Annotated in this window: 14 protein-coding genes and 5 pseudogenes; 9 read left to right on the top strand and 10 right to left on the bottom strand. The window is 73.6% G+C overall.

Translation table 11 applies throughout. From position 1 onward, the window contains the following. The first annotated feature begins 80 nt into the window (after nt 1-80). The 4 genes from REH70_RS07875 (at nt 81) to REH70_RS07890 (ending at nt 2,911) form a co-directional block, all read left to right on the top strand. Nucleotides 81-1,280, top strand: coding sequence for a phosphoglycerate kinase (locus tag REH70_RS07875; protein ID WP_310753581.1), 1,200 nt, complete (start codon nt 81-83; stop codon nt 1,278-1,280). A gap of 58 nt (nt 1,281-1,338) precedes the next feature. Next, entirely contained in the window at nt 1,339-2,109 is a 771-nt protein-coding gene (tpiA, locus tag REH70_RS07880; RefSeq protein WP_310753583.1) for a triose-phosphate isomerase, read from the top strand. Between the two features lie 159 nt (nt 2,110-2,268). Then, entirely contained in the window at nt 2,269-2,514 is a 246-nt protein-coding gene (secG, locus tag REH70_RS07885) for a preprotein translocase subunit SecG (protein WP_310753585.1), read from the top strand. Nucleotides 2,515-2,563: 49 nt separating this feature from the next. Next, entirely contained in the window at nt 2,564-2,911 is a 348-nt protein-coding gene (locus REH70_RS07890) for an RNA polymerase-binding protein RbpA (protein ID WP_310753586.1), read from the top strand. Nucleotides 2,912-3,019: 108 nt separating this feature from the next. On the opposite strand, the gene REH70_RS07895 is transcribed toward REH70_RS07890, so the two are convergent. From REH70_RS07895 to tkt, 10 genes and pseudogenes are all read right to left on the bottom strand, one after another. After that, nucleotides 3,020-3,844 (bottom strand): sensor histidine kinase, encoded by an 825-nt coding sequence (locus tag REH70_RS07895; protein ID WP_310753587.1) that lies wholly within the window; start codon nt 3,842-3,844, stop codon nt 3,020-3,022. 40 nt (nt 3,845-3,884) lie between these two features. Beyond that, nucleotides 3,885-4,058: an STAS domain-containing protein gene (locus REH70_RS20555; RefSeq protein ID WP_396134738.1), complete on the bottom strand. Its 174-nt coding sequence runs from the start codon at nt 4,056-4,058 to the stop codon at nt 3,885-3,887. Further along, nucleotides 3,986-4,321 carry a hypothetical protein gene (locus REH70_RS07900; RefSeq protein ID WP_310753589.1) on the bottom strand — a complete coding sequence of 112 codons (336 nt, stop codon included), beginning with the start codon at nt 4,319-4,321 and terminating at the stop codon, nt 3,986-3,988. The genes REH70_RS20555 and REH70_RS07900 overlap by 73 nt, the downstream gene beginning before the upstream one ends. Beyond that, nucleotides 4,273-4,713, bottom strand: a complete 441-nt coding sequence (locus REH70_RS07905) for a hypothetical protein (protein ID WP_310753590.1) — start codon at nt 4,711-4,713, stop codon at nt 4,273-4,275. The genes REH70_RS07900 and REH70_RS07905 overlap by 49 nt, the downstream gene beginning before the upstream one ends. 119 nt (nt 4,714-4,832) lie before the next feature. Beyond that, nucleotides 4,833-5,584: pseudogene (gene pgl, locus REH70_RS07915) on the bottom strand (6-phosphogluconolactonase). Beyond that, nucleotides 5,581-6,510, bottom strand: a complete 930-nt coding sequence (opcA, locus tag REH70_RS07920; protein ID WP_310753593.1) for a glucose-6-phosphate dehydrogenase assembly protein OpcA — start codon at nt 6,508-6,510, stop codon at nt 5,581-5,583. The pseudogene pgl and the gene opcA overlap by 4 nt, the downstream one beginning before the upstream one ends. A gap of 33 nt (nt 6,511-6,543) precedes the next feature. Then, nucleotides 6,544-8,084, bottom strand: a pseudogene (gene zwf, locus REH70_RS07925) (glucose-6-phosphate dehydrogenase). Beyond that, the gene (locus REH70_RS07930; RefSeq protein ID WP_310754194.1) at nt 8,081-9,721 is read right to left on the bottom strand and encodes a glucose-6-phosphate isomerase; all 1,641 of its coding nucleotides are present in this window, start codon (nt 9,719-9,721) and stop codon (nt 8,081-8,083) included. Before REH70_RS07930 ends, zwf begins: the two are co-directional and overlap by 4 nt. A gap of 74 nt (nt 9,722-9,795) precedes the next feature. Continuing rightward, nucleotides 9,796-10,950, bottom strand: coding sequence for a transaldolase (tal, locus tag REH70_RS07935; RefSeq protein WP_310753595.1), 1,155 nt, complete (start codon nt 10,948-10,950; stop codon nt 9,796-9,798). 44 nt (nt 10,951-10,994) lie between these two features. Next, a pseudogene (gene tkt / locus REH70_RS07940) lies at nt 10,995-13,213 on the bottom strand (transketolase). A gap of 458 nt (nt 13,214-13,671) precedes the next feature. On the opposite strand from tkt, the gene REH70_RS07945 reads away from it, so the two are divergent. The 5 genes and pseudogenes from REH70_RS07945 (at nt 13,672) to REH70_RS07965 (ending at nt 17,972) form a co-directional block, all read left to right on the top strand. Continuing rightward, on the top strand, nt 13,672-14,544 hold the full coding sequence (locus tag REH70_RS07945; RefSeq protein ID WP_310754196.1) for a heme o synthase: 873 nt from the start codon (nt 13,672-13,674) through the stop codon (nt 14,542-14,544). Nucleotides 14,545-14,551: 7 nt separating this feature from the next. After that, nucleotides 14,552-15,532, top strand: coding sequence for a site-specific tyrosine recombinase XerD (gene xerD, locus REH70_RS07950; RefSeq protein ID WP_310753596.1), 981 nt, complete (start codon nt 14,552-14,554; stop codon nt 15,530-15,532). Between the two features lie 10 nt (nt 15,533-15,542). Continuing rightward, a pseudogene (locus REH70_RS07955) lies at nt 15,543-16,431 on the top strand (ParA family protein). Between the two features lie 75 nt (nt 16,432-16,506). Continuing rightward, nucleotides 16,507-17,301 (top strand): annotated as a pseudogene (locus tag REH70_RS07960) (segregation and condensation protein A); the annotation flags it as partial. Beyond that, on the top strand, nt 17,298-17,972 hold the full coding sequence (locus REH70_RS07965; RefSeq protein WP_310753598.1) for an SMC-Scp complex subunit ScpB: 675 nt from the start codon (nt 17,298-17,300) through the stop codon (nt 17,970-17,972). The pseudogene REH70_RS07960 and the gene REH70_RS07965, both read left to right, overlap by 4 nt. The last annotated feature ends 355 nt before the right edge of the window (nt 17,973-18,327 follow it).

Genomic DNA, 18,327 nt, shown 5'->3' on the forward strand with positions numbered 1-18,327 from the left:
TGCCCGGCGCGACCCCACGGTCGCCGGGCACGCGGACGCTGTCGCGTGACGACCCACCCGCCCGACGGAAGGCCCCCAGCATGAAGACGATCGACGACCTCGGTGACCTGCGCGGCACACGCGTCCTGGTCCGCGCCGACCTCAACGTCCCCCTCGACGGCACCACCATCACCGACGACGGCCGCGTACGCGCCGCCGTCCCCACGCTGCGCCGTCTCCTCGACGCCGGCGCGAAGGTGGTCGTCGCCGCACACCTCGGCCGCCCCAAGGGCGCCCCCGACGCGAAGTACTCCCTCGCCCCCGTGGCGACACGGCTCGGCGAGCTGCTCGGGAGCCCGGTGCACCTGGCCGAGGACACGGTCGGCGACTCCGCGCGTTCGACGGTCGCCGCGCTCGGCGAGGGCGAGGTCGCCCTCCTGGAGAACATCCGCTTCGACCCGCGTGAGACCTCCAAGGACGACGCCGAGCGTGCTTCGCTCGCCGCCGACCTCGCCCAGCTCGCCGACGCCTACGTGTCCGACGGCTTCGGCGTCGTCCACCGCAAGCAGGCGTCGGTGTACGACATCGCGCAGGTGCTCCCGGCCGCCGTCGGTGGTCTCGTGCTCAAGGAGGTCGAGGCGCTGCGGCGCGCGACCCAGAACCCCGAGCGCCCCTACGTCGTCGTGCTCGGCGGCTCGAAGGTCTCCGACAAGCTCGGCGTGATCGCGAACCTGCTCACCAAGGCCGACCGTCTCCTCATCGGCGGCGGCATGGTGTTCACCTTCCTCGCCGCGCAGGGTCACTCCGTGGGCAAGTCGCTGCTCGAGGAGGACCAGATCGAGACGGTCAAGGGCTACCTGGCCCAGGCCGCCGAGGCCGGTGTCGAGATCGTGCTGCCCACGGACATCGTCGTGGCCGACTCCTTCGCCGCCGACTCCCCGCACGACGTCGTCGGCGCCGACGCGATCCCGGACGAGCGCATCGGGCTCGACATCGGCCCGGCGTCCGCGGAGCTGTTCGCGAGCAAGATCGTCGACGCGAAGACCATCGTCTGGAACGGACCGATGGGCGTGTTCGAGTTCGAGGCGTTCGCCGGTGGGACGCGTGCCGTCGCGCAGGCCCTCGTCGACGCGGGCGCCGACGGCGGCTTCAGCATCGTCGGTGGCGGCGACTCCGCCGCCGCCGTGCGCCGGCTCGGCTTCGACGAGGCCGGCTTCGGCCACATCTCGACCGGCGGCGGGGCGAGTCTGGAGTTCCTCGAGGGCAAGGACCTCCCCGGCATCGCCGTCCTCGACAGCTGATCCAGCACCCCAACGCAGAAGGAGCCACCGTGGCCACCACCACCCCCGTACCCCGCTCATGGCGGGGAACTGGAAGATGAACCTCGACCACCACCAGGCGACGCACTTCGTGCAGAAGCTCGCCTGGACCCTGGGGGACGCCAAGCACGACTTCACGGCCGTCGAGGTCGCCGTCCTGCCGCCGTTCACGGACCTGCGCAGCGTGCAGACCCTCGTGGACGCCGACAAGCTGGAGCTCAAGTACGGCGCGCAGGACGTCTCGGCGCACACGTCCGGCGCCTACACCGGGGAGATCTCGCCGGTGTTCCTCGCCAAGCTCGGCGTCTCCTACGTCGCCGTCGGGCACTCCGAGCGGCGCCAGTACCACGGCGAGGACGACGCACTGGTCAACGCCAAGGCGAAGTCCGCGTTCGGGCAGGGCATCGTCCCGATCGTGTGCGTCGGCGAGGCCCTCGAGGTGCGCAAGGCCGGCGAGCAGGTGCCCCACACGCTCGCCCAGCTCGACGGCGCACTGGACGGGATCCCTGCGGACCAGGCGGCCCAGGTCGTCATCGCCTACGAGCCCGTCTGGGCCATCGGCACCGGCGAGGTGGCCACGCCCCAGGACGCCCAGGAGGTCTGCGGCGCGATCCGCGGCCGCCTCGCCGAGCTGTACGACGGCGACGTCGCCGCGGCCGTGCGGGTGCTGTACGGCGGCTCGGTCAAGTCCGGGAACGTCGCGTCGATCATGGCCCAGCCCGATGTCGACGGCGCCCTCGTCGGCGGTGCAAGCCTCGACGCGGAGGAGTTCGCGAAGATCGCCCGCTACCAGGCGCACGCGACCGCCTGACCGCCACCCGGGTGACGACCACCCGGTCCGACGTGACCCACCCGGCCGACACGGCGAGGGTGTTCGTCGGATCGGGTGGTCGTCGCCTACCCTTGACCCGGCGCCGCCGGTGCCGCCTGATCGATCTCGTGCCACCCGCTGAGGAAGCGACCGAACTCCATGGACGCCCTGCGTATCTCACTCCAGCTGCTGCTGGTCCTCACCAGCCTGCTGCTGATCCCGCTCGTCCTGCTGCACAAGGGCAAGGGTGGCGGGCTGTCCGACATGTTCGGCGGTGGGGTGACGAGCAACATCGGCAGCTCCGGCGTGGCGGAGCGCAACCTCAACCGCATCACGGTCATGACGGCCGTGCTGTGGGCCGTGGTCATCGTGCTGCTGGGCCTGGTCCAGCGCGTGTCCAGCTGACCGTCCCCGCGACGACGACCCGAACCGACCACACACCGGAGGAACGACCGTGGCGAGTGGCAGTGCCATCCGTGGCTCGCGCGTAGGCGCCGGACCCATGGGCGAGGCGGAGCGCGGCGACAGCGCTCCCCGCGTCCGCATCTCCTACTGGTGCTCGAACGGGCACGAGACCCGTCCGAGCTTCGCCGAGGAGGCGGGACGCGAGGCGCCCGCCACCTGGGACTGCCCCCGGTGCGGGTACCCGGCCGGTCAGGACCAGGCGAACCCGCCGGCACCGGCGAAGAACGAGCCGTACAAGACGCACCTCGCGTACGTGAAGGAGCGCCGGACGGACGAGGACGGCGAGGCGATCCTCGATGAGGCCCTCGCCGCGCTCCGCGCCCGCCGCGGCGGCTGAGCGCCGACGACCGACCGCCGGGTCAGACGACGGAGCCGTCGGCGCTGTCGTCGACGCTGAACGTGATGGTGTAGCCGTCGTCGGCCCGGCGGTGGTGGACCTCTGCGATCAAGAGGTGGACCATCCACATGCCCCGGCCGGACGGGCTCTCGGGCAGCTCGGCGAGCATGCCCACGAGGGGTGCGGACCGCGGCCGCCGTCGCTGACCGCCACGGTCACCCGGCCGGGGGCCGACCATGCGCGTAGGCGCACGGGTGGCAGACCGTGGACCGAGGCGTTGGTGACGGTCTCGCTGGTGGCGAGGATGGCGCACTCCCTGGCCGTCGGCGACAGCCCGCTGGCGGCCGCGATGCCGCCCACAGCGCGGCGGGCCGCCGCGGCGGTCGGACCGACGAGCGTCAGCGTCGGCTCGGTGGCCTCCACCGGGTGGCGGGGGACGTCGAAGAAGCCCTGCGTGTCGTCCGCTCGCTCGTCGTACCCCGGGTTGCTGCCGTCCACCGTGGCGGTATGGACGGAGGGGTGACTGGCCCGTAGCTCGTCCAGCCAGCGCGGATCGAGGTGCGCGAGGTCGTGCGCGCACTTGCCCCACGCCGGGTACGGGGCCAGTGCGACGTTCGCCGCAGCCTCGTAGCGACGCCACCCGAGCCACTGCTGGGCGGTCATCGGCGGCATCTGGTTGACGATCCGCACGCGTCGCCCGGTGTCGTCGAGCTGGGCCAGTGCCCGCTGCGCCCGGTGCAGCTCCCGCCCCGGGAACCGCTGGCCGTGGCGCTCCGCGAGCACGTGCACGGGGTCCACCTCGGGCACCTCGGCCACGACGGCGTCGACGAAGTCGCGTTCCCCGAGCAGGAGGACGTGCTCCCCGGCCGCGGTGCCGTCGCGCACGAAGGGGACCATCATCTCGAGCAGCTCGGCCGGCCCGTCGTGCAGCACGAGATCGTGCCGGAAGGCGCCCGTCCCCTGCACAGCGGGGTCACGACCGCTCCGGCACGCTGAGGCGGTCCAGGCCCAGGGCGTCCACCAGCAGGGCGACGAGTGGTGACCCGCCCACCAGCTCCACCCGTGTCCCGGAGGTCAGGGCTGCCCGGTGCAGCTCGACCAGACCCGTGTGGTCGATGAAGACGAGCTCGGAGAGGTCGAGGACCAGGGAGCGGGCAGCCCGGCGGCGATGGTGGTGATCGCGCGACCGAGCCCCGGAGCCGAGCTCCGGTCGACCTCACCGGCCAGACCGAGGCGTCCGTCGTCGTCGGTGGCGTGCAGCAAGAAGGAGCAGGGCATCCCGCCCGTCCGCGCGTGGACGCACGCGGCCTCGGCCACGGGCACGTCGCCGAGCCGGTCGACGTCGTAGCCGCACACGATGGTCAGCGCGTGGTGCGGGCTGTACCGGTCGATGAGGTGCTCCGAGCGCACCCAGGTGGCGCGCGCGCGGAGTCCTCGGCGAGATCGGTGGCGTCGGTGAGGAGCCGGAGCCCGGTGTAGCCGTCGGCCAGGGCGGCGCCCACCATCGACCCGAGGTACTCGGTCGGGTCCGCCGACGGTTGCCATGCCGGGTCCGACTCGAGCCGGACGAGCACCGGTGCGTCGGCCGCCGCCGACGAGCCCACCTCGTCGGCGTCCGACACGTGGCCGTACCGGATGCCGCCAGGGCCGAGGCGGCAGTACGTCACACGCTCCCGGCGCCGCAGCCCTTCGACGACGTAGTCGCCGGCAGCCGGGACGAGTCCGGCCATCCCGTGGAACGGCCAGCAGACATGGTCGCCCGGGGAGAGCCCCGTCACCTGGGCCATGAATCGAACAGCCACAGAGGTCACCGTCCGCCCGCTTGCCGCGTCGCCCGCGTCCCGACCCTCCGATCGTCGCACGGTCCGGCACCCCGCGCTCTCCCATGACGGGAGGGGCGGCGCGTCCGCGCGCGGGCAGCTCAGTCGGTCGCGGCCGCGGCGACGTCGAGGAGCCACAGCGTCCGCTCACGCCCGACGGCGCCCGCCGCCGGCGTCTGCTCGACGGGCGCGCCCGCCAGGGCCGAGGCGACGGCGTCGGCCTTCTCCGCCCCGGCCGCCACGACCCACACCTCGCGTGCGGAGCGGATCGCGTCGAACGTCAGCGACACCCGCTCGGGCGGCGGCTTGGGGAGCCGTGCACCCCCACGGTCGCCGTGCCCGACACCCCGAGCGCGGCGTGCCCGGGGAACAGCGACGCGACGTGCCCGTCCGGGCCCATCCCGAACAGCGCGATGTCGAAGGCCGGGACGGCGACCGCCGCGGACTCCGGGGCGAACCGGGCGAGCTCGGTCGCGTAGCGTTCCGCGGCCTCCTCGGGCGTGGTCACCGACGCGTCCTGGGCGGGGATGGCGTGCACGTTGCCGGTGGGCAGCTCCTCGCCGAGCGCGTCGAGGAGCGCGTCGCGCGCCTGGGTCTCGTTGCGCTCCGGGTCGCCGGTGGGCAGGAACCGCTCGTCGCCCCACCACAGGTGGACACCGGTGAGGTCGACGGCGGCCCGGGCCGGGTGGCGGGCCACCGCGGCGAGGGTCTTCGTGCCGACGGTGCCCCCGGTCAGGACCACGTGCACCGGCCGTCGGACCGACTGCAGGTCGAGCAGCCGCGTGATCAGCCGGGCCGCGGCGGCCTCGGCGAGCACGTCCGCGTCCGGGTGCACGACGACGGCGCGGGTCATGCGGGCACCCGGGCCAGCCCGCGGGTCAGCGTCTCGGCGTAGACCTCGTCGGGGTCGAGCCGCCGCAGCTCCTCGGCGAGGCACTCGCGCAGCTGACGGATCGGCAGCGCGATGCGGTGCTCGGGCTGCTCGGGCTGGCGCAGCGCGGCGGTCTTGCCGTCCGGCCGGTCGAGCACGATCTCGCCGGAGCGACGCTCGAGGCTCACCCGGGTGATCGCCTGCGCGTCGTCGTCCCGCTCGACCGTGACGGGGCAGTCGAGCTCCTCGGCGAGCCACGCCGCGAGGAGGTCGACCGACGGGTGCGTGGTCTGCCCGCTGACCACGACCCGGTCCACGGACTCGTAGGGCGGCTGGTCGAGGGCAGCGGCGAGCAGGCCGCGCCACAGCGTGATGCGTGTCCACGCCAGGTCGCTGTCACCGGGCTGGTGCACGTCGGCGAGCCGGCGCAGCACCTCTTGCGGGGCGTCGCACGCGGTCGAGTCGGTGATGCGCCGCTGCGCCATCCGGCCCAGCGGGTGGTTCGCCGGGTCCTCGGGCGGCTCGTACGGCCACCAGGTGACGATGGGGGCGTCCGGGAGCAGCAGGGGGATCACGAGCGTGTCGCCCTCGGGCACGACCTGCCCCGACGGGCGCAGCACGATGACCTCGCTCGCGCCGGCGTCGCCACCGAGCCGGATCTGGGCGTCGAGGCCACCCTCCTCGGCGTCGTCGGCCCCCTGCGCGGCCTCGGTGATGACGATGACCCGGCAGGGGTGCTCGCGACTCGCGTCATTCGCGGCCTCGATGGCCTCCTCGACGTCGTGCCGGCCGACGTCGACGACGAGGGTCAGCACGCGCCCGAGGGCCACCGCGCCGCCCTCGTCGCGCAGCTTGACCAGCCGCTTGTTGACGTCGTTCGTGGTGGTGCTGGGCAGGTCGATGATCACGCGGGACGCCTCCGGGCGGGGAAGGGGGACGGTTCACGGTCGCCGCCAGGTGCGGCCGTCGCGCGCCATCATCTCGTCGGCCGACGCCGGGCCCCAGGTGCCCGCGCGGTACGGGTCGGGCTTGCCACCGGACGCCCAGAACTCGGTGATCGGGTCCAGGATCTTCCAGGACAGCTCGACCTCCTCGTGCCGCGGGAACAGCGGCGGGTCGCCGAGCAGCACGTCGAGGATGAGGCGCTCGTAGGCCTCGGGCGACGCCTCGGTGAACGAGTGGCCGTAGCCGAAGTCCATGGTGACGTCGCGGACCTCCATCGCGGTCCCCGGGACCTTCGCGCCGAACCGGAGCGTGACGCCCTCGTCCGGCTGCACCCGGATGACGAGCGCGTTCTTGCCGAGCTCCGCGGTCGCGGTCGACTCGAACGGCAGGTGCGGGGCCCGCTTGAAGACGACGGCGATCTCGGTGACCCGCCGCCCCAGCCGCTTGCCGGTGCGCAGGTAGAACGGGACCCCGGCCCAGCGTCGGGTGTCGATGTCGAGCCGGACGGCGGCGTACGTCTCGGTGGTGGACTCCTCGTCGAAGCCCTCCTCCTCCAGGTACCCGATGACCTTCTCCCCGCCCTGGAACCCCGCGGTGTACTGCCCGCGCGAGGTGTGCAGGGACAGGTCCTTGGGCAGCCGGACGGCCGAGAGCGCCTTGATCTTCTCCGCGCGCAGGTCCTTGGCGTCGAACGACACCGGTTCCTCCATGGCGGTCAGCGCGAGGAGCTGCAGGAGGTGGTTCTGGATGACGTCGCGGGCCGCGCCGATGCCGTCGTAGTAGCCGGCGCGACCACCGATGCCGATGTCCTCGGCCATCGTGATCTGCACGTGGTCGACGTAGTTGGCGTTCCAGATCGGCTCGAACAGCTGGTTCGCGAAGCGCAGCGCCAGCAGGTTCTGGACCGTCTCCTTGCCCAGGTAGTGGTCGATGCGGAAGACGTCGTCGGGGGAGAAGACCTCGCTGACGACGTCGTTCAGCGCCTGGGCGCTGGCGAGGTCGTGACCGAAGGGCTTCTCGATGACGACCCGGCGCCACGCGTCGGGCTTGGACTCCGACAGCCCGGACTTCGCGAGCTGGCGGCAGACCAGCGGGAACGCGCTCGGCGGGACCGACAGGTAGAACGCGTGGTTCCCGTTGGTGCCGCGCTTCTCGTCGAGCTCGCTGACCGTGCTCGCGAGGCGCTCGAACGCGGCGTCGTCGTCGAACTCGCCCTGGACGAAGCGGATGCCCTCCGCGAGCTGCTCCCAGGTCGCCTCCCGGAACGGCGTGCGCGCGTACTTCTTCACCGAGTCGTGCACGACCTCGGCGAAGTCCTGGGTCTCCCAGTCGCGCCGGGCGAACCCGGTGAGTGCGAACCCGGGCGGCAGGAGTCCCCGGTTGGTGAGGTCGTACACGGCCGGCATGAGCTTCTTGCGGGCGAGGTCGCCGGTCACGCCGAAGATCACCAGGCCGGACGGCCCGGCGATCCTCGGCAGCCGGCGGTCCCGGGGTCCCGCAGCGGGTTGGCGCCCTGCGCCACGGGTGCCGGCGTCATGCGTCCGCGCCGGCGCCGAGCAGGGTGGCCAGCCGGGACAGCGCCGCCGGGTCCGTCACGTGCAGCCGCAGTACCGGTCGGCCGTGGTCGGCCAGCACGGTGGCGTCGCCGGCGGCCTGCGCCGCGATGAGCCGGCCGAAGGTGAACGGACGGTCCGGCACCTCGAGGTCCGTGCCCGCGTCGCCGGTGATCTGCAGGTAGACGCCGATCGGCGCACCACCCTTGTGCAGCTGACCGGTCGAGTGCAGGAACCGCGGCCCCCACCCGAACGTCACCGGGCGGCCGGTCCGCGCGGCGAGCGCGTCCCGGACGCCCGCGAGGTCGCTGTGCGCCTCGCGGTCCAGGTACGCCATGACCGCGAGGTAGCCGCGGTCCCCGAGCGTCCCGAGCAGCGCCGCGAGGGCGCCCTCGACGTCCTGGACGCCGTCGACGAGGCCGGGTGTCGCCCGGACCTCGATGCCGTCGTCGGAGAACGCGGCCGGCTCGGGCTCCGGCGTGGCGTCGAGCATGCCGCGCGCGGCGATCTTGGCGCTCTCCACGTCGGGCTGGTCGAACGGGTTGATCTCGAGCAGGCGCCCGGCGATCGCGGTGGCGTACTCCCACAGCAGCATCTGGGCGCCCAGCGGACCGGCCACGGTGACCTCGTCACCGGGAGCCGCGACCTGTGCGTCGTCGTCGCCCTCGGGCTCGTCCGCCATCGCGACGAGGCGGACGGCGAGGACGTCGTCGGCGGGAGAGGCGAGCTCGGGCGGCTCGGCCGCCGGGCTCGTGGTCACCACCGGCAGGAGGCCGGTGCCGTTCTTGCCGGTCGACTCGGCGATGAGCTGTTCGGCCCAGTCGCCGAGCCCCACGATGCCGGACCCCTCGTCGACGATCACGAGCTTGTCCCGCAGCGGCGACGTCCCGCCCAGGGCTGCGCCGAGGACGACGGCGGGGTTGGACTCGGCGTCCTCGGCGAGGAGCTCGGCGACCGCCGCGGCCTCGTCGAGCAGCTCGCCGACGTCCACCCCGGCCAGCGCCGACGGGACGACGCCGAACGCGGACAGCGCGGAGAACCGGCCCCCCACGTTCGGGTCGGCGAGGAACACCGCGCGGTAGCCGGCGTCCCGGGCGGACTGCTCGAGCGGCGAGCCCGGGTCCGTCACGACCACGATGTGACGCGTCGCGTCGAGGCCGGCCTCGGTGAAGGCGGTCTCGAACACGCGCCGCTGCGAATCCGTCTCCACGGTCCCACCGGACTTGCTCGAGACGACGATCACCGTGCGGGCGAGGTCGCCCTCCAGGGCGGCGCGCACCTGACCCGGGTCGGTCGAGTCCAGCACGACGAGCGGCACGCCCGCCGTGCGGGTGATGACCTCCGGGGCGAGCGAGGAGCCGCCCATGCCCGCGAGCACGACGCGGTCGATGCCCTCCGCCGCGAGCCCGGCGCGCAGCGCCTCGAGCTCGGGCAGGATCTCGCGCGTCGTGGTGTGCAGGTCGGTCCACCCGAGCCGCTTGGCGGACTCCTCCTCGGCCTCGGGGCCCCACAGCGTCGCGTCGTGCCCGGCGATGCGGGACGCCACGCGGTCGGCGACGAGCGTCGGGGCGTGCGCGGCGACCGCGCGTGCGGCGGCCCCCGCGGCCGTCACCTCGAGCACGGCGGCGTCACCCTCGCCGGCCCAGGCGAGGACCCAGCCGCCGTCGGCGTCGCCGGTGCGCGCGTCGTCCGTGCTCACTGACCGGCCTCCTCGGTGCTGTCGTTCCCGGCCGCGCGGGCCAGCCCGTCGGACACGGTGGCGAGCAGCTCGGTCCAGCTGGCCTCGAACTTCGAGACGCCCTCGGCCTCGAGGGCCTCGGTCACGTCGTCGATGTCGATGCCCAGGCCGCGCAGCCCCTCGATGACGGCCTCCGCCTCGGCCTTGGTGCCCGAGACCGTGTCGCCGCGCACCTGCCCGTGGTCGGCGACGGCGAGCAGCGTCGCCTCCGGCATCGTGTTGACCACGCCGGCGACGACGAGCTCGTCGACGTACAGCGTGTCGGGGTACGCCTTGTCCTTCACGCCGGTGGAGGCCCACAGCGGACGCTGCGGACGGGCCCCGGCCGCGGCCAGCTTCTGCCACCGCTCGGTCGCGGTCCGCTCCTCGTACAGCGCGTAGGCGAGGCGGGCGTTGGCGATCGCGGCCTTGCCGCGCAGCCCCTTGGCCTCGTCGGTGCCGAGCTCGTCGAGCTTGGGGTCGATCGCCGCGTCCACCCGCGACACGAAGAACGACGCGACGGAGCCGATCGGGGCCAGGTCGTGGCCCGCGGCCTGTGCGCGCTCGAGCCCGGCCATGTACGCGTCGATCACCTTGCCGTACCGCTCGATGGAGAAGATCAGCGTGACGTTCACGCTGATCCCCTCCGCGATCGCGTCCTCGATCGCCTGCAGACCCTCCTGGGTCGCCGGGATCTTGATGAACGCGTTCGGCCGGTCGATGCTCGCCCACAGCTCGCGGGCCTGCGCGATCGTGGCGTCCCCGTCCTTGGCCAGGCGCGGGTCGACCTCGAGGGAGACCCGGCCGTCGACCGTGCCGCTCCCGTCGTAGACGGGCTTGAGCACGTCGGCCGCCTCACGGACGTCGTCGCTCGTGATCTGGAGCACGGCGGCCTCGGTGTCGACGCCGGCGGTGGCGAGCTCGGCGAGCTGCTCGTCGTAGGCGCTGCCCTTGGACAGGGCCGAGGCGAAGATGGACGGGTTCGTCGTCACGCCGACGACCCGGTGGTCCCGGATCAGGTCGGCGAGGTTCCCCGTCCGCAGACGCTCCCGCGAGAGGTCGTCGAGCCAGACGGCGACCCCCGCGTCCGAGAGGGTGTCGAGCGGGGTGGTGGCACGGGCGGTGTCGGTCACAGCGTCCTCCTGGGAAGTGTCGCGTACGGGTCCGCTAGGCGAGCTCAGAGCTGGTCCCCGGCCTTGCTGTCGGTGGGTGCGCCGGGGGTGCTGCCGGTCGGGGCGTCCCCGCGCGCGGCGGAGATCGACTCCCGGGCGGCGGCGACGACGGCGTCCGCGGTGATGCCGAACTCCTCGTAGAGCTTCTCGTAGGCGGCGGACGCCCCGTAGTGCTCGAGGGAGACCGTGCGACCGGCGTCGCCGACGATGCGGTGCCACGACATCGCGATCCCGGCCTCGACCGACACCCGGGCGCGCAGCGCGCTGGGGAGCACCGACTCGCGGTACGCCTCGTCCTGCTCGGCGAACCACTCCTGGCACGGCATGGACACCACCCGGGTTCCGATGCCCTCGGCCTCGAGCGTCTCGCGCGCGGCGACCGCGAGCTGGACCTCGGAGCCGGTGCCGACGAGCACGACCTCCGGCTCGCCGTTGCTCGCCTCGAGCAGCACGTACGCGCCGCGGGCAACGCCGTCGGCCGTCGCGTAGCCGTCCTCGCCGCGCGGGAACGTCGGGACGTTCTGCCGCGTGAGGATGAGGCCGACCGGCTCGTCGAATCGCTCGAGGATCGACTTCCACGCCTGGGCGGTCTCGTTGGCGTCCGCGGGGCGGACGACGGCGAGGCCGGGGATGGCGCGCACGGCGGTCAGGTGCTCGACCGGCTGGTGCGTCGGGCCGTCCTCGCCGAGACCGATGGAGTCGTGCGTCCACACGTAGGTGACGCCGATGCCCATGAGCGCCGCGAGGCGCACGGCACCGCGCATGTAGTCGCTGAACGTGAAGAACGTCCCGCCGTAGGGGCGCGTCGGGCCGTGGAGCGCGATGCCGGACAGGATCGCGCCCATCGCGTGCTCGCGGATGCCGAAGTGCAGCGTGCGGCCGTACTCGTTGCCGGCGAACTCGTGCGTCGAGCGGTGCTCGGGCAGAAAGGACGGCTCGCCCTTCATCGTCGTGTTGTTCGAGCCGGCGAGGTCGGCGGAGCCGCCCCACAGCTCGGGCAGCACCGGCGCGAGGGCGGACAGCACCTCACCGGACGCGGCCCGGGTGGCGACGGCCTTGCCTGCCGGGAAGGTCGGCAGCGCGTCGGCCCAGCCGTCGGGCAGCTTGCCGGCCTGGAGCCGGTCCAGCAGCGCGGCGCGGTCGGGGTTGGTCTCACGCCACGCGGCGTACTTCCCCTCCCACTCCTGCCGGTAGGCACCGTTCCGCTCGCCCACCCGGCGGGTGTGCGCGATGACCTCGGGGTCGACCTCGAAGGTCTTCTCGGGGTCGAAGCCGAGGACCTCCTTGAGCGCCTTGACCTCGTCGCCGCCCAGCTTGGAGCCGTGCGCGCCGTGGGTGTTCTGCTTGCCCGGCGACGGCCAGGCGATGATCGTGCGCAGGCCGATGATCGACGGGCGGGTGGTCTCGGCGGCGGCCGCGGTGAGGGCGGCGTCGAGGGCCTCGACGTCCTCGTGGTAGACGGAGCCGTCGGCGGTCTTGGTCCAGTCGACGAACTGGACGTGCCAGCCGTACGCCTCGTACCGCTTCATGACGTCCTCGGTGAAGGCGATGTCGGTGTCGCCCTCGATCGAGATGTGGTTGTCGTCCCACAGGACGGTGAGGTTGCCGAGCTCCTGCGTGCCGGCGATCGAGGAGGCCTCGGAGGTGACGCCCTCCTGGAGGTCGCCGTCGGACGCGATGACGAAGACCTGGTGGTCGAAGGGCTCGTCCCGGGGGCGGCCTCGGGGTCGAACAGCCCGCGCTCACGGCGCGCGGCCATCGCCATGCCGACGGCGCTCGCCAGGCCCTGGCCGAGCGGTCCCGTGGTGATCTCGACGCCGGTGGTGTGGCGGAACTCGGGGTGGCCCGGGGTCTTGGAGTCCCAGGTGCGCAGCGCCTGCAGGTCCTCCAGCTCGAGGCCGTACCCGGCCAGGTAGAGCTGGATGTACTGGGTCAGGCTCGAGTGCCCGGCGGAGAGCACGAACCGGTCGCGACCCAGCCAGTGCGGGTCCGCGGGGTCCAGGTGCATCCGGTTCTGGTACAGCAGGTAGGCCACCGGGGCCAGGCTCATCGCCGTGCCGGGGTGTCCGTTGCCGACCTTCTCGACGGCGTCAGCCGCCAGGACGCGGACGGTGTCGACCGCCTTCCGGTCGAGATCGGACCACTGGAGGGGGCAGCCGGGTCGAACGCGTTCACCGAACCTCTTCTCTGCCCGGACACGTCGGTCCGGGACGTCGCCTCTCATGACGGGCAGCCGCACGCCCGTGCGGCCGTCTGTCTCGAGACTAGCGACCCCGCGGGATCGCGGCCGGGTGGGCCGCAGAGCGGGACGCGGACCCCCGGACGCCGCCCGCGTCCACGCCGCCGACGACCCCCGACGACCTCCGACGACCGCGGCGAGCACGGCCGGGGAGGAAGATCACAGCCGGGACCCGCGCGGGGAAAGGCCCGGCGGGGGAGCGTGGGCCTACCATGGCCGGGCAGGACGGTCGGCCGCCCCCGGCCGCACCCGGCCCGGCGTCGAGCCGGCCGACCCGCCCCGAGGAACGGAAGATCGCAGAGCGTGCCCACTCCCAGCTCGGTACCGATCGACAGGACGCCGGCGGCGCCCAACCCCCGGTGGCGACCGGTCACCTCCGTGAAGGTGCGCAGCGCGGACCCGTCGTCGGCGACCGCGCCGCGGGCCCGGCCCGGGCGCGGTCCGTGGTGGGCGCGTACGTGGCGCTGACCAAGCCGCGGATCATCGAGCTGCTGCTCGTCACGACGCTGCCGACGATGATCCTCGCCGCCGGCGGCTTCCCGTCCCTGGGTCTCGTGCTGGCCACGCTCGTCGGCGGTGCCGCCGCGGCGGGCTCCGCGAACGTCCTCAACTGCTACCTCGACCGCGACATCGACAAGCTGATGAACCGCACCAAGCGGCGCCCGCTGGTCACCGGTGAGGTGACCCCGCGCAACGCGCTGGTGTTCGGCCTCGTGCTGGGCGTCGTGTCCCTCACCTGGTTCGCGCTCGTGGTCAACGTGGTCTCGGCGCTGCTCACGGCGGGCGCGATCCTGGTGTACGTCGTCGGCTACACCATGATCCTCAAGCGCCGGACGCCGCAGAACATCGTCTGGGGCGGCATCGCAGGCTGCATGCCGGTGCTCATCGGCTGGTCCGCGGTCACCGCGTCCCTCAGCTGGTCCGCGGTCGCGCTGTTCGGCGTCATCTTCTTCTGGACGCCGCCGCACTACTGGCCGCTGTCGATGAAGTTCCGACGCGACTACGCCGCCGCCGGCGTCCCCATGCTCCCGGTCGTCGCAGGCGACCGCCGGGTCGCCTCCGAGGTGATCGTCTACGCGGCCGCGATGGTCGCGTGCTCGCTCGTCCTGGTCCCGCTGGCGTCGATGACGTGGGTCTACGCCGTGGTCGCCACCGCGCTCGGCGCCTGGTTCATCGCGGGCTGCGTCGCGCTGTACCGCCGCGCGCAGCGTCCGGGCACCGTCAAGCTCGGTGAGATGAAGCTGTTCCACCTCTCCATCACCTACCTGACGCTGCTCTTCCTCGCCGTCGCGGTCGACCCCTTCCTGCCCTTCTGAGGGTCCCGTGACCACGGGGGCCCTGCCCGGCGTCGTGCAGGAGTACCTCGCCCACCTCACGGTGGAGCGCGGGCTGTCCGCCAACACGCTCGCCGCCTACCGGCGCGACCTCGGCCGCTACGTCACCTACCTGCAGGACCGGGGCCGCGCGACGGCGGCGGAGATCACCGAGGCCGACGTCGAGGACTTCGTGGTGGCCCTGCGCACCGGGTCCGACGGCGGTGCGGCGCTCTCCGCGTCGTCGGCCGCACGCGCCGTGGTCGCAGTACGCGGCTGGCACCGCTTCTGCGCGCTCGAGGGGCTGGTGGGCTCCGACCCCGCGAGCACCGTCCGCCCGCCCGCCCAGCCGCGGCGCCTGCCCAAGGCCATCTCGACCGACGACGTCGAACGGCTGCTCCAGGCCGCGAGCATCGGCGACGGACCGCGGCCGCTGCGCGACCGCGCCATCCTCGAGCTCCTCTACTCCACCGGCGCGCGCATCTCTGAGACGGTGGGTCTCGACATCGACGACGTCGACCTCACGCCCGGTCGCGCCGCGGTGCGGCTGCTCGGCAAGGGCGGCAAGCAGCGGGTCGTGCCCGTCGGCTCGTACGCGGTGGAGGCGGTGGAGGCCTACCTCGTGCGGGCGCGGCCGGCGCTGGCCGCCACCGGCCGCGGCACGCCGGCGCTCTTCCTCAACACGCGCGGGGCCCGGCTCAGCCGGCAGAGCGCCTGGGCCGTCCTGCGGGTCGCCGCGCAGCGCGCCGGCCTGCCGGGTGCCGACCACATCTCACCCCACACGCTGCGGCACTCGTTCGCCACGCACCTGCTCGCGGGCGGGGCGGACGTCCGGGTGGTGCAGGAGCTGCTCGGGCACGCCTCGGTCACGACGACGCAGCTCTACACGCTGGTGACGCCGGACACCCTGCGCGAGGTCTACGCCGCGGCGCACCCCGCGCGCTGCGCTGACGGTGACGCCGGTGCCAGGGGCGCCGGAGCCCTGCGGTAGGTTTGGGCGCGTGACCAGCCAGGCCTCCTCCGGACCGTCCACCAGCACGGACGCCCCCGCTCTGGACCCCGCGGGCCGGCCGCTCCCCGACTTCCCGGTGCCGGCGCCGCTGGCCTCCCACGGGCCCGGCCGCGTCATCGCGATGTGCAACCAGAAGGGCGGCGTCGGCAAGACGACGACGACGATCAACCTGGGTGCCGCGCTCGCGGAGATCGGCCGCCGGGTCCTCGTGGTCGACTTCGACCCGCAGGGCGCTGCTTCCGTCGGCCTCGGCGTGAGCCCGCACGAGCTCGACCTGACGATCTACAACCTCATGATGGAGCGGACGGCCGACATCCGTCAGGTGGTGCGCACCACCGAGATCGAGAACCTCGACCTGCTGCCGGCCAACATCGACCTGTCCGCGGCCGAGGTCCAGCTCGTCGGGGAGGTGGCCCGCGAGTCGGTCCTGTCCCGCGTGCTGCGCCCCGTGGTCGACGAGTACGACGTCATCCTCGTGGACTGCCAGCCGTCGCTCGGCCTGCTCACCGTCAACGCGCTCACCGCCGCGCACGGCGTGCTGATCCCGCTTCGAGTGCGAGTTCTTCGCACTCCGCGGTGTCGCGCTGCTGGTCGAGACCATCGAGAAGGTCCGCGACCGCCTCAACCCGCGGCTCGAGGTCGACGGCATCCTCGCGACGATGTACGACTCGCGCACCCTGCACTCCCGCGAGGTGATCGCGCGCGTCCACGAGGCCTTCGGCGACACGCTGCTGCACACCGTCATCGGCCGCACGGTCAAGTTCCCGGACGCGTCGGTCGCGGCCGAGCCGATCACGTCCTACGCGCCGAACCACCCGGGTGCGGCCGCGTACCGCCAGCTGGCCCGAGAGCTCGTCGCCCGTGGCGACGCCGCCTAGGACCCAGCGCCAGACCGACGACCGCCCCCGGTCGACCCGCCGGCGGGCGACCACGACCGCCCTGTCGGCAGACCCGAGTTCCGGGTCCACCTCACCAACTTCACCGGTCCGTTCGACCTGCTGCTCGGCCTGATCAGCAAGCACCAGCTCGACATCACCGAGGTCGCCCTGGCGCAGGTCACCGACGAGTTCATCGCGCACATCCGGGCGGCGGACGCCGCCGGCGCGGGCGGCTGGGACCTGGGGCAGGCCAGCGAGTTCCTCGTGGTCGCCGCCACCCTGCTCGACCTCAAGGCCGCGCGGCTGCTGCCGGCCGGCGAGGTCGAGGACGCGGAGGACCTCGCGCTGCTGGAGGCGCGCGACCTGCTCTTCGCCCGCCTGCTGCAGTACCGGGCCTACAAGCAGGTCGCGGCCGGCATCGCCGAGCGCCTCGAGACCGAGGGGCGCCGGTTCCCGCGCACGGTCCAGCTCGAGCCCCATCTGGCGGCACTTCTTCCGGAGCTCGTGTGGCGGATCGGTCCCGAGCAGCTCGCGGCGCTCGCCGCTCGCGCGCTCGCGCCCCGCCCCGGGCCGCCGTCGGTCGACGTCAGCCACCTGCACGCGCCCACGGTGTCGGTGCGCGACCAGGCGGCGGTGCTGGTCGACCGGCTGCGGCACGGCGGCGCCGCGTCCTTCCGCGCGCTGGTCGCCGACGCCGCCAGCACGGGGGTGGTGGTCGTGCGCTTCCTCGCGCTGCTCGAGCTGTTCCGCGAGGGTGCCGTGGCGTTCGACCAGGTGACGCCGCTCGGGGAGCTGACCGTACGGTGGACCGGGGCCGAGGACGGCGACGTCACGGTGTCCGACGACTTCGACGAGGAGGACCGCGCGTGAGCGAGACCGAGACCGAGGCCGCTGCCGTCCCGGGCCCGGTCGAGGGGTCGACCGGTGCGCCCGGCGCCGCGGTCGACGAGCTGGCGTTCGACGTCACCGGGCTGCCCGGCGGGGCGCTCGCCGCGCTCGAGGCGGTGCTCGTGGTCGCCGACGAGCCGATCCCCGCCGTGCGGCTCGCCTCCGTGCTGGCCCTGCCGACCGCGGAGGTCGAGCGACTCCTCACCCAGCTCGCCGAGGAGTACCGGGGGAACGGCTCGACGCGGCCGCGCGGCTTCGAGCTGCGCCAGGTGGGCGACGGGTGGCGGATCTACACCGCGCCCGCCCTCGCCGACGTGGTCGGGCGGTTCGTGACCGACGGGCAGTCCGCGCGACTGACCCAGGCCGCCCTGGAGACCCTGGCCGTCATCGCCTACCGCCAGCCGGTGACCCGCGGCCAGGTCTCCGCGGTCCGTGGCGTGAACGTGGACGGCGTCGTGCGCACCCTCGCGGCGCGCGGCCTGGTGGCCGAGATCGGCACCGACCCTCGAGTGGTGCCGTTCTGTACGGCACCACGGGATACTTCTTGGAGCGGATGGGGCTCGGGTCGCTCGACGACCTCCCCGCTCGCCCCGTACCTTCCCGACATGGACTCCTTCGACGGAGTCGACGACGTAGCAGGAGAGCACTCGTGAGCACCGAATCAGGCGCCGGCAGGCCCGCACGCAACCAGCGGGGCACCGGTCGACCCGGCCAGGGCTCCGGCGCACCTCGGTCCGGGGCACCTCGGTCCGGGGCGCCGCGCTCCGGTGCACCCCGGTCCGCGGGCTCGCGCTCCGGCGCTCCCCGGTCGGACGGGCCCCGCTCGGACGGGCCCCGCTCGGACGGGCCCCGCTCGGGTGGGCAGAGCTCCTCGGGCCGCACGTCCGACCGTTCGTACGGCGAGCGCTCGTCGGGCGGTCGTCCCTCCGGTGACCGCCCGTACCGCGACCGCTCGTCCGGCGACCGCTCCTTTGGTGACCGCTCCCGCGGTGACCGGCCCGCCGGCGA

The organism is Cellulomonas sp. ATA003, from assembly GCF_031582905.1.
Lineage (GTDB): Bacteria > Actinomycetota > Actinomycetes > Actinomycetales > Cellulomonadaceae > Pengzhenrongella.

Bases quoted from the DNA above. Each gene is read 5' to 3' on its own strand.
- REH70_RS07875 (WP_310753581.1), top strand. From the start codon at position 81: ATGAAGACGATCGACGACCTCGGTGACCTGCGCGGCACACGCGTCCTG.
- tpiA (WP_310753583.1), top strand. From the start codon at position 1,339: ATGGCGGGGAACTGGAAGATGAACCTCGACCACCACCAGGCGACGCAC.
- secG (WP_310753585.1), top strand. From the start codon at position 2,269: ATGGACGCCCTGCGTATCTCACTCCAGCTGCTGCTGGTCCTCACCAGC.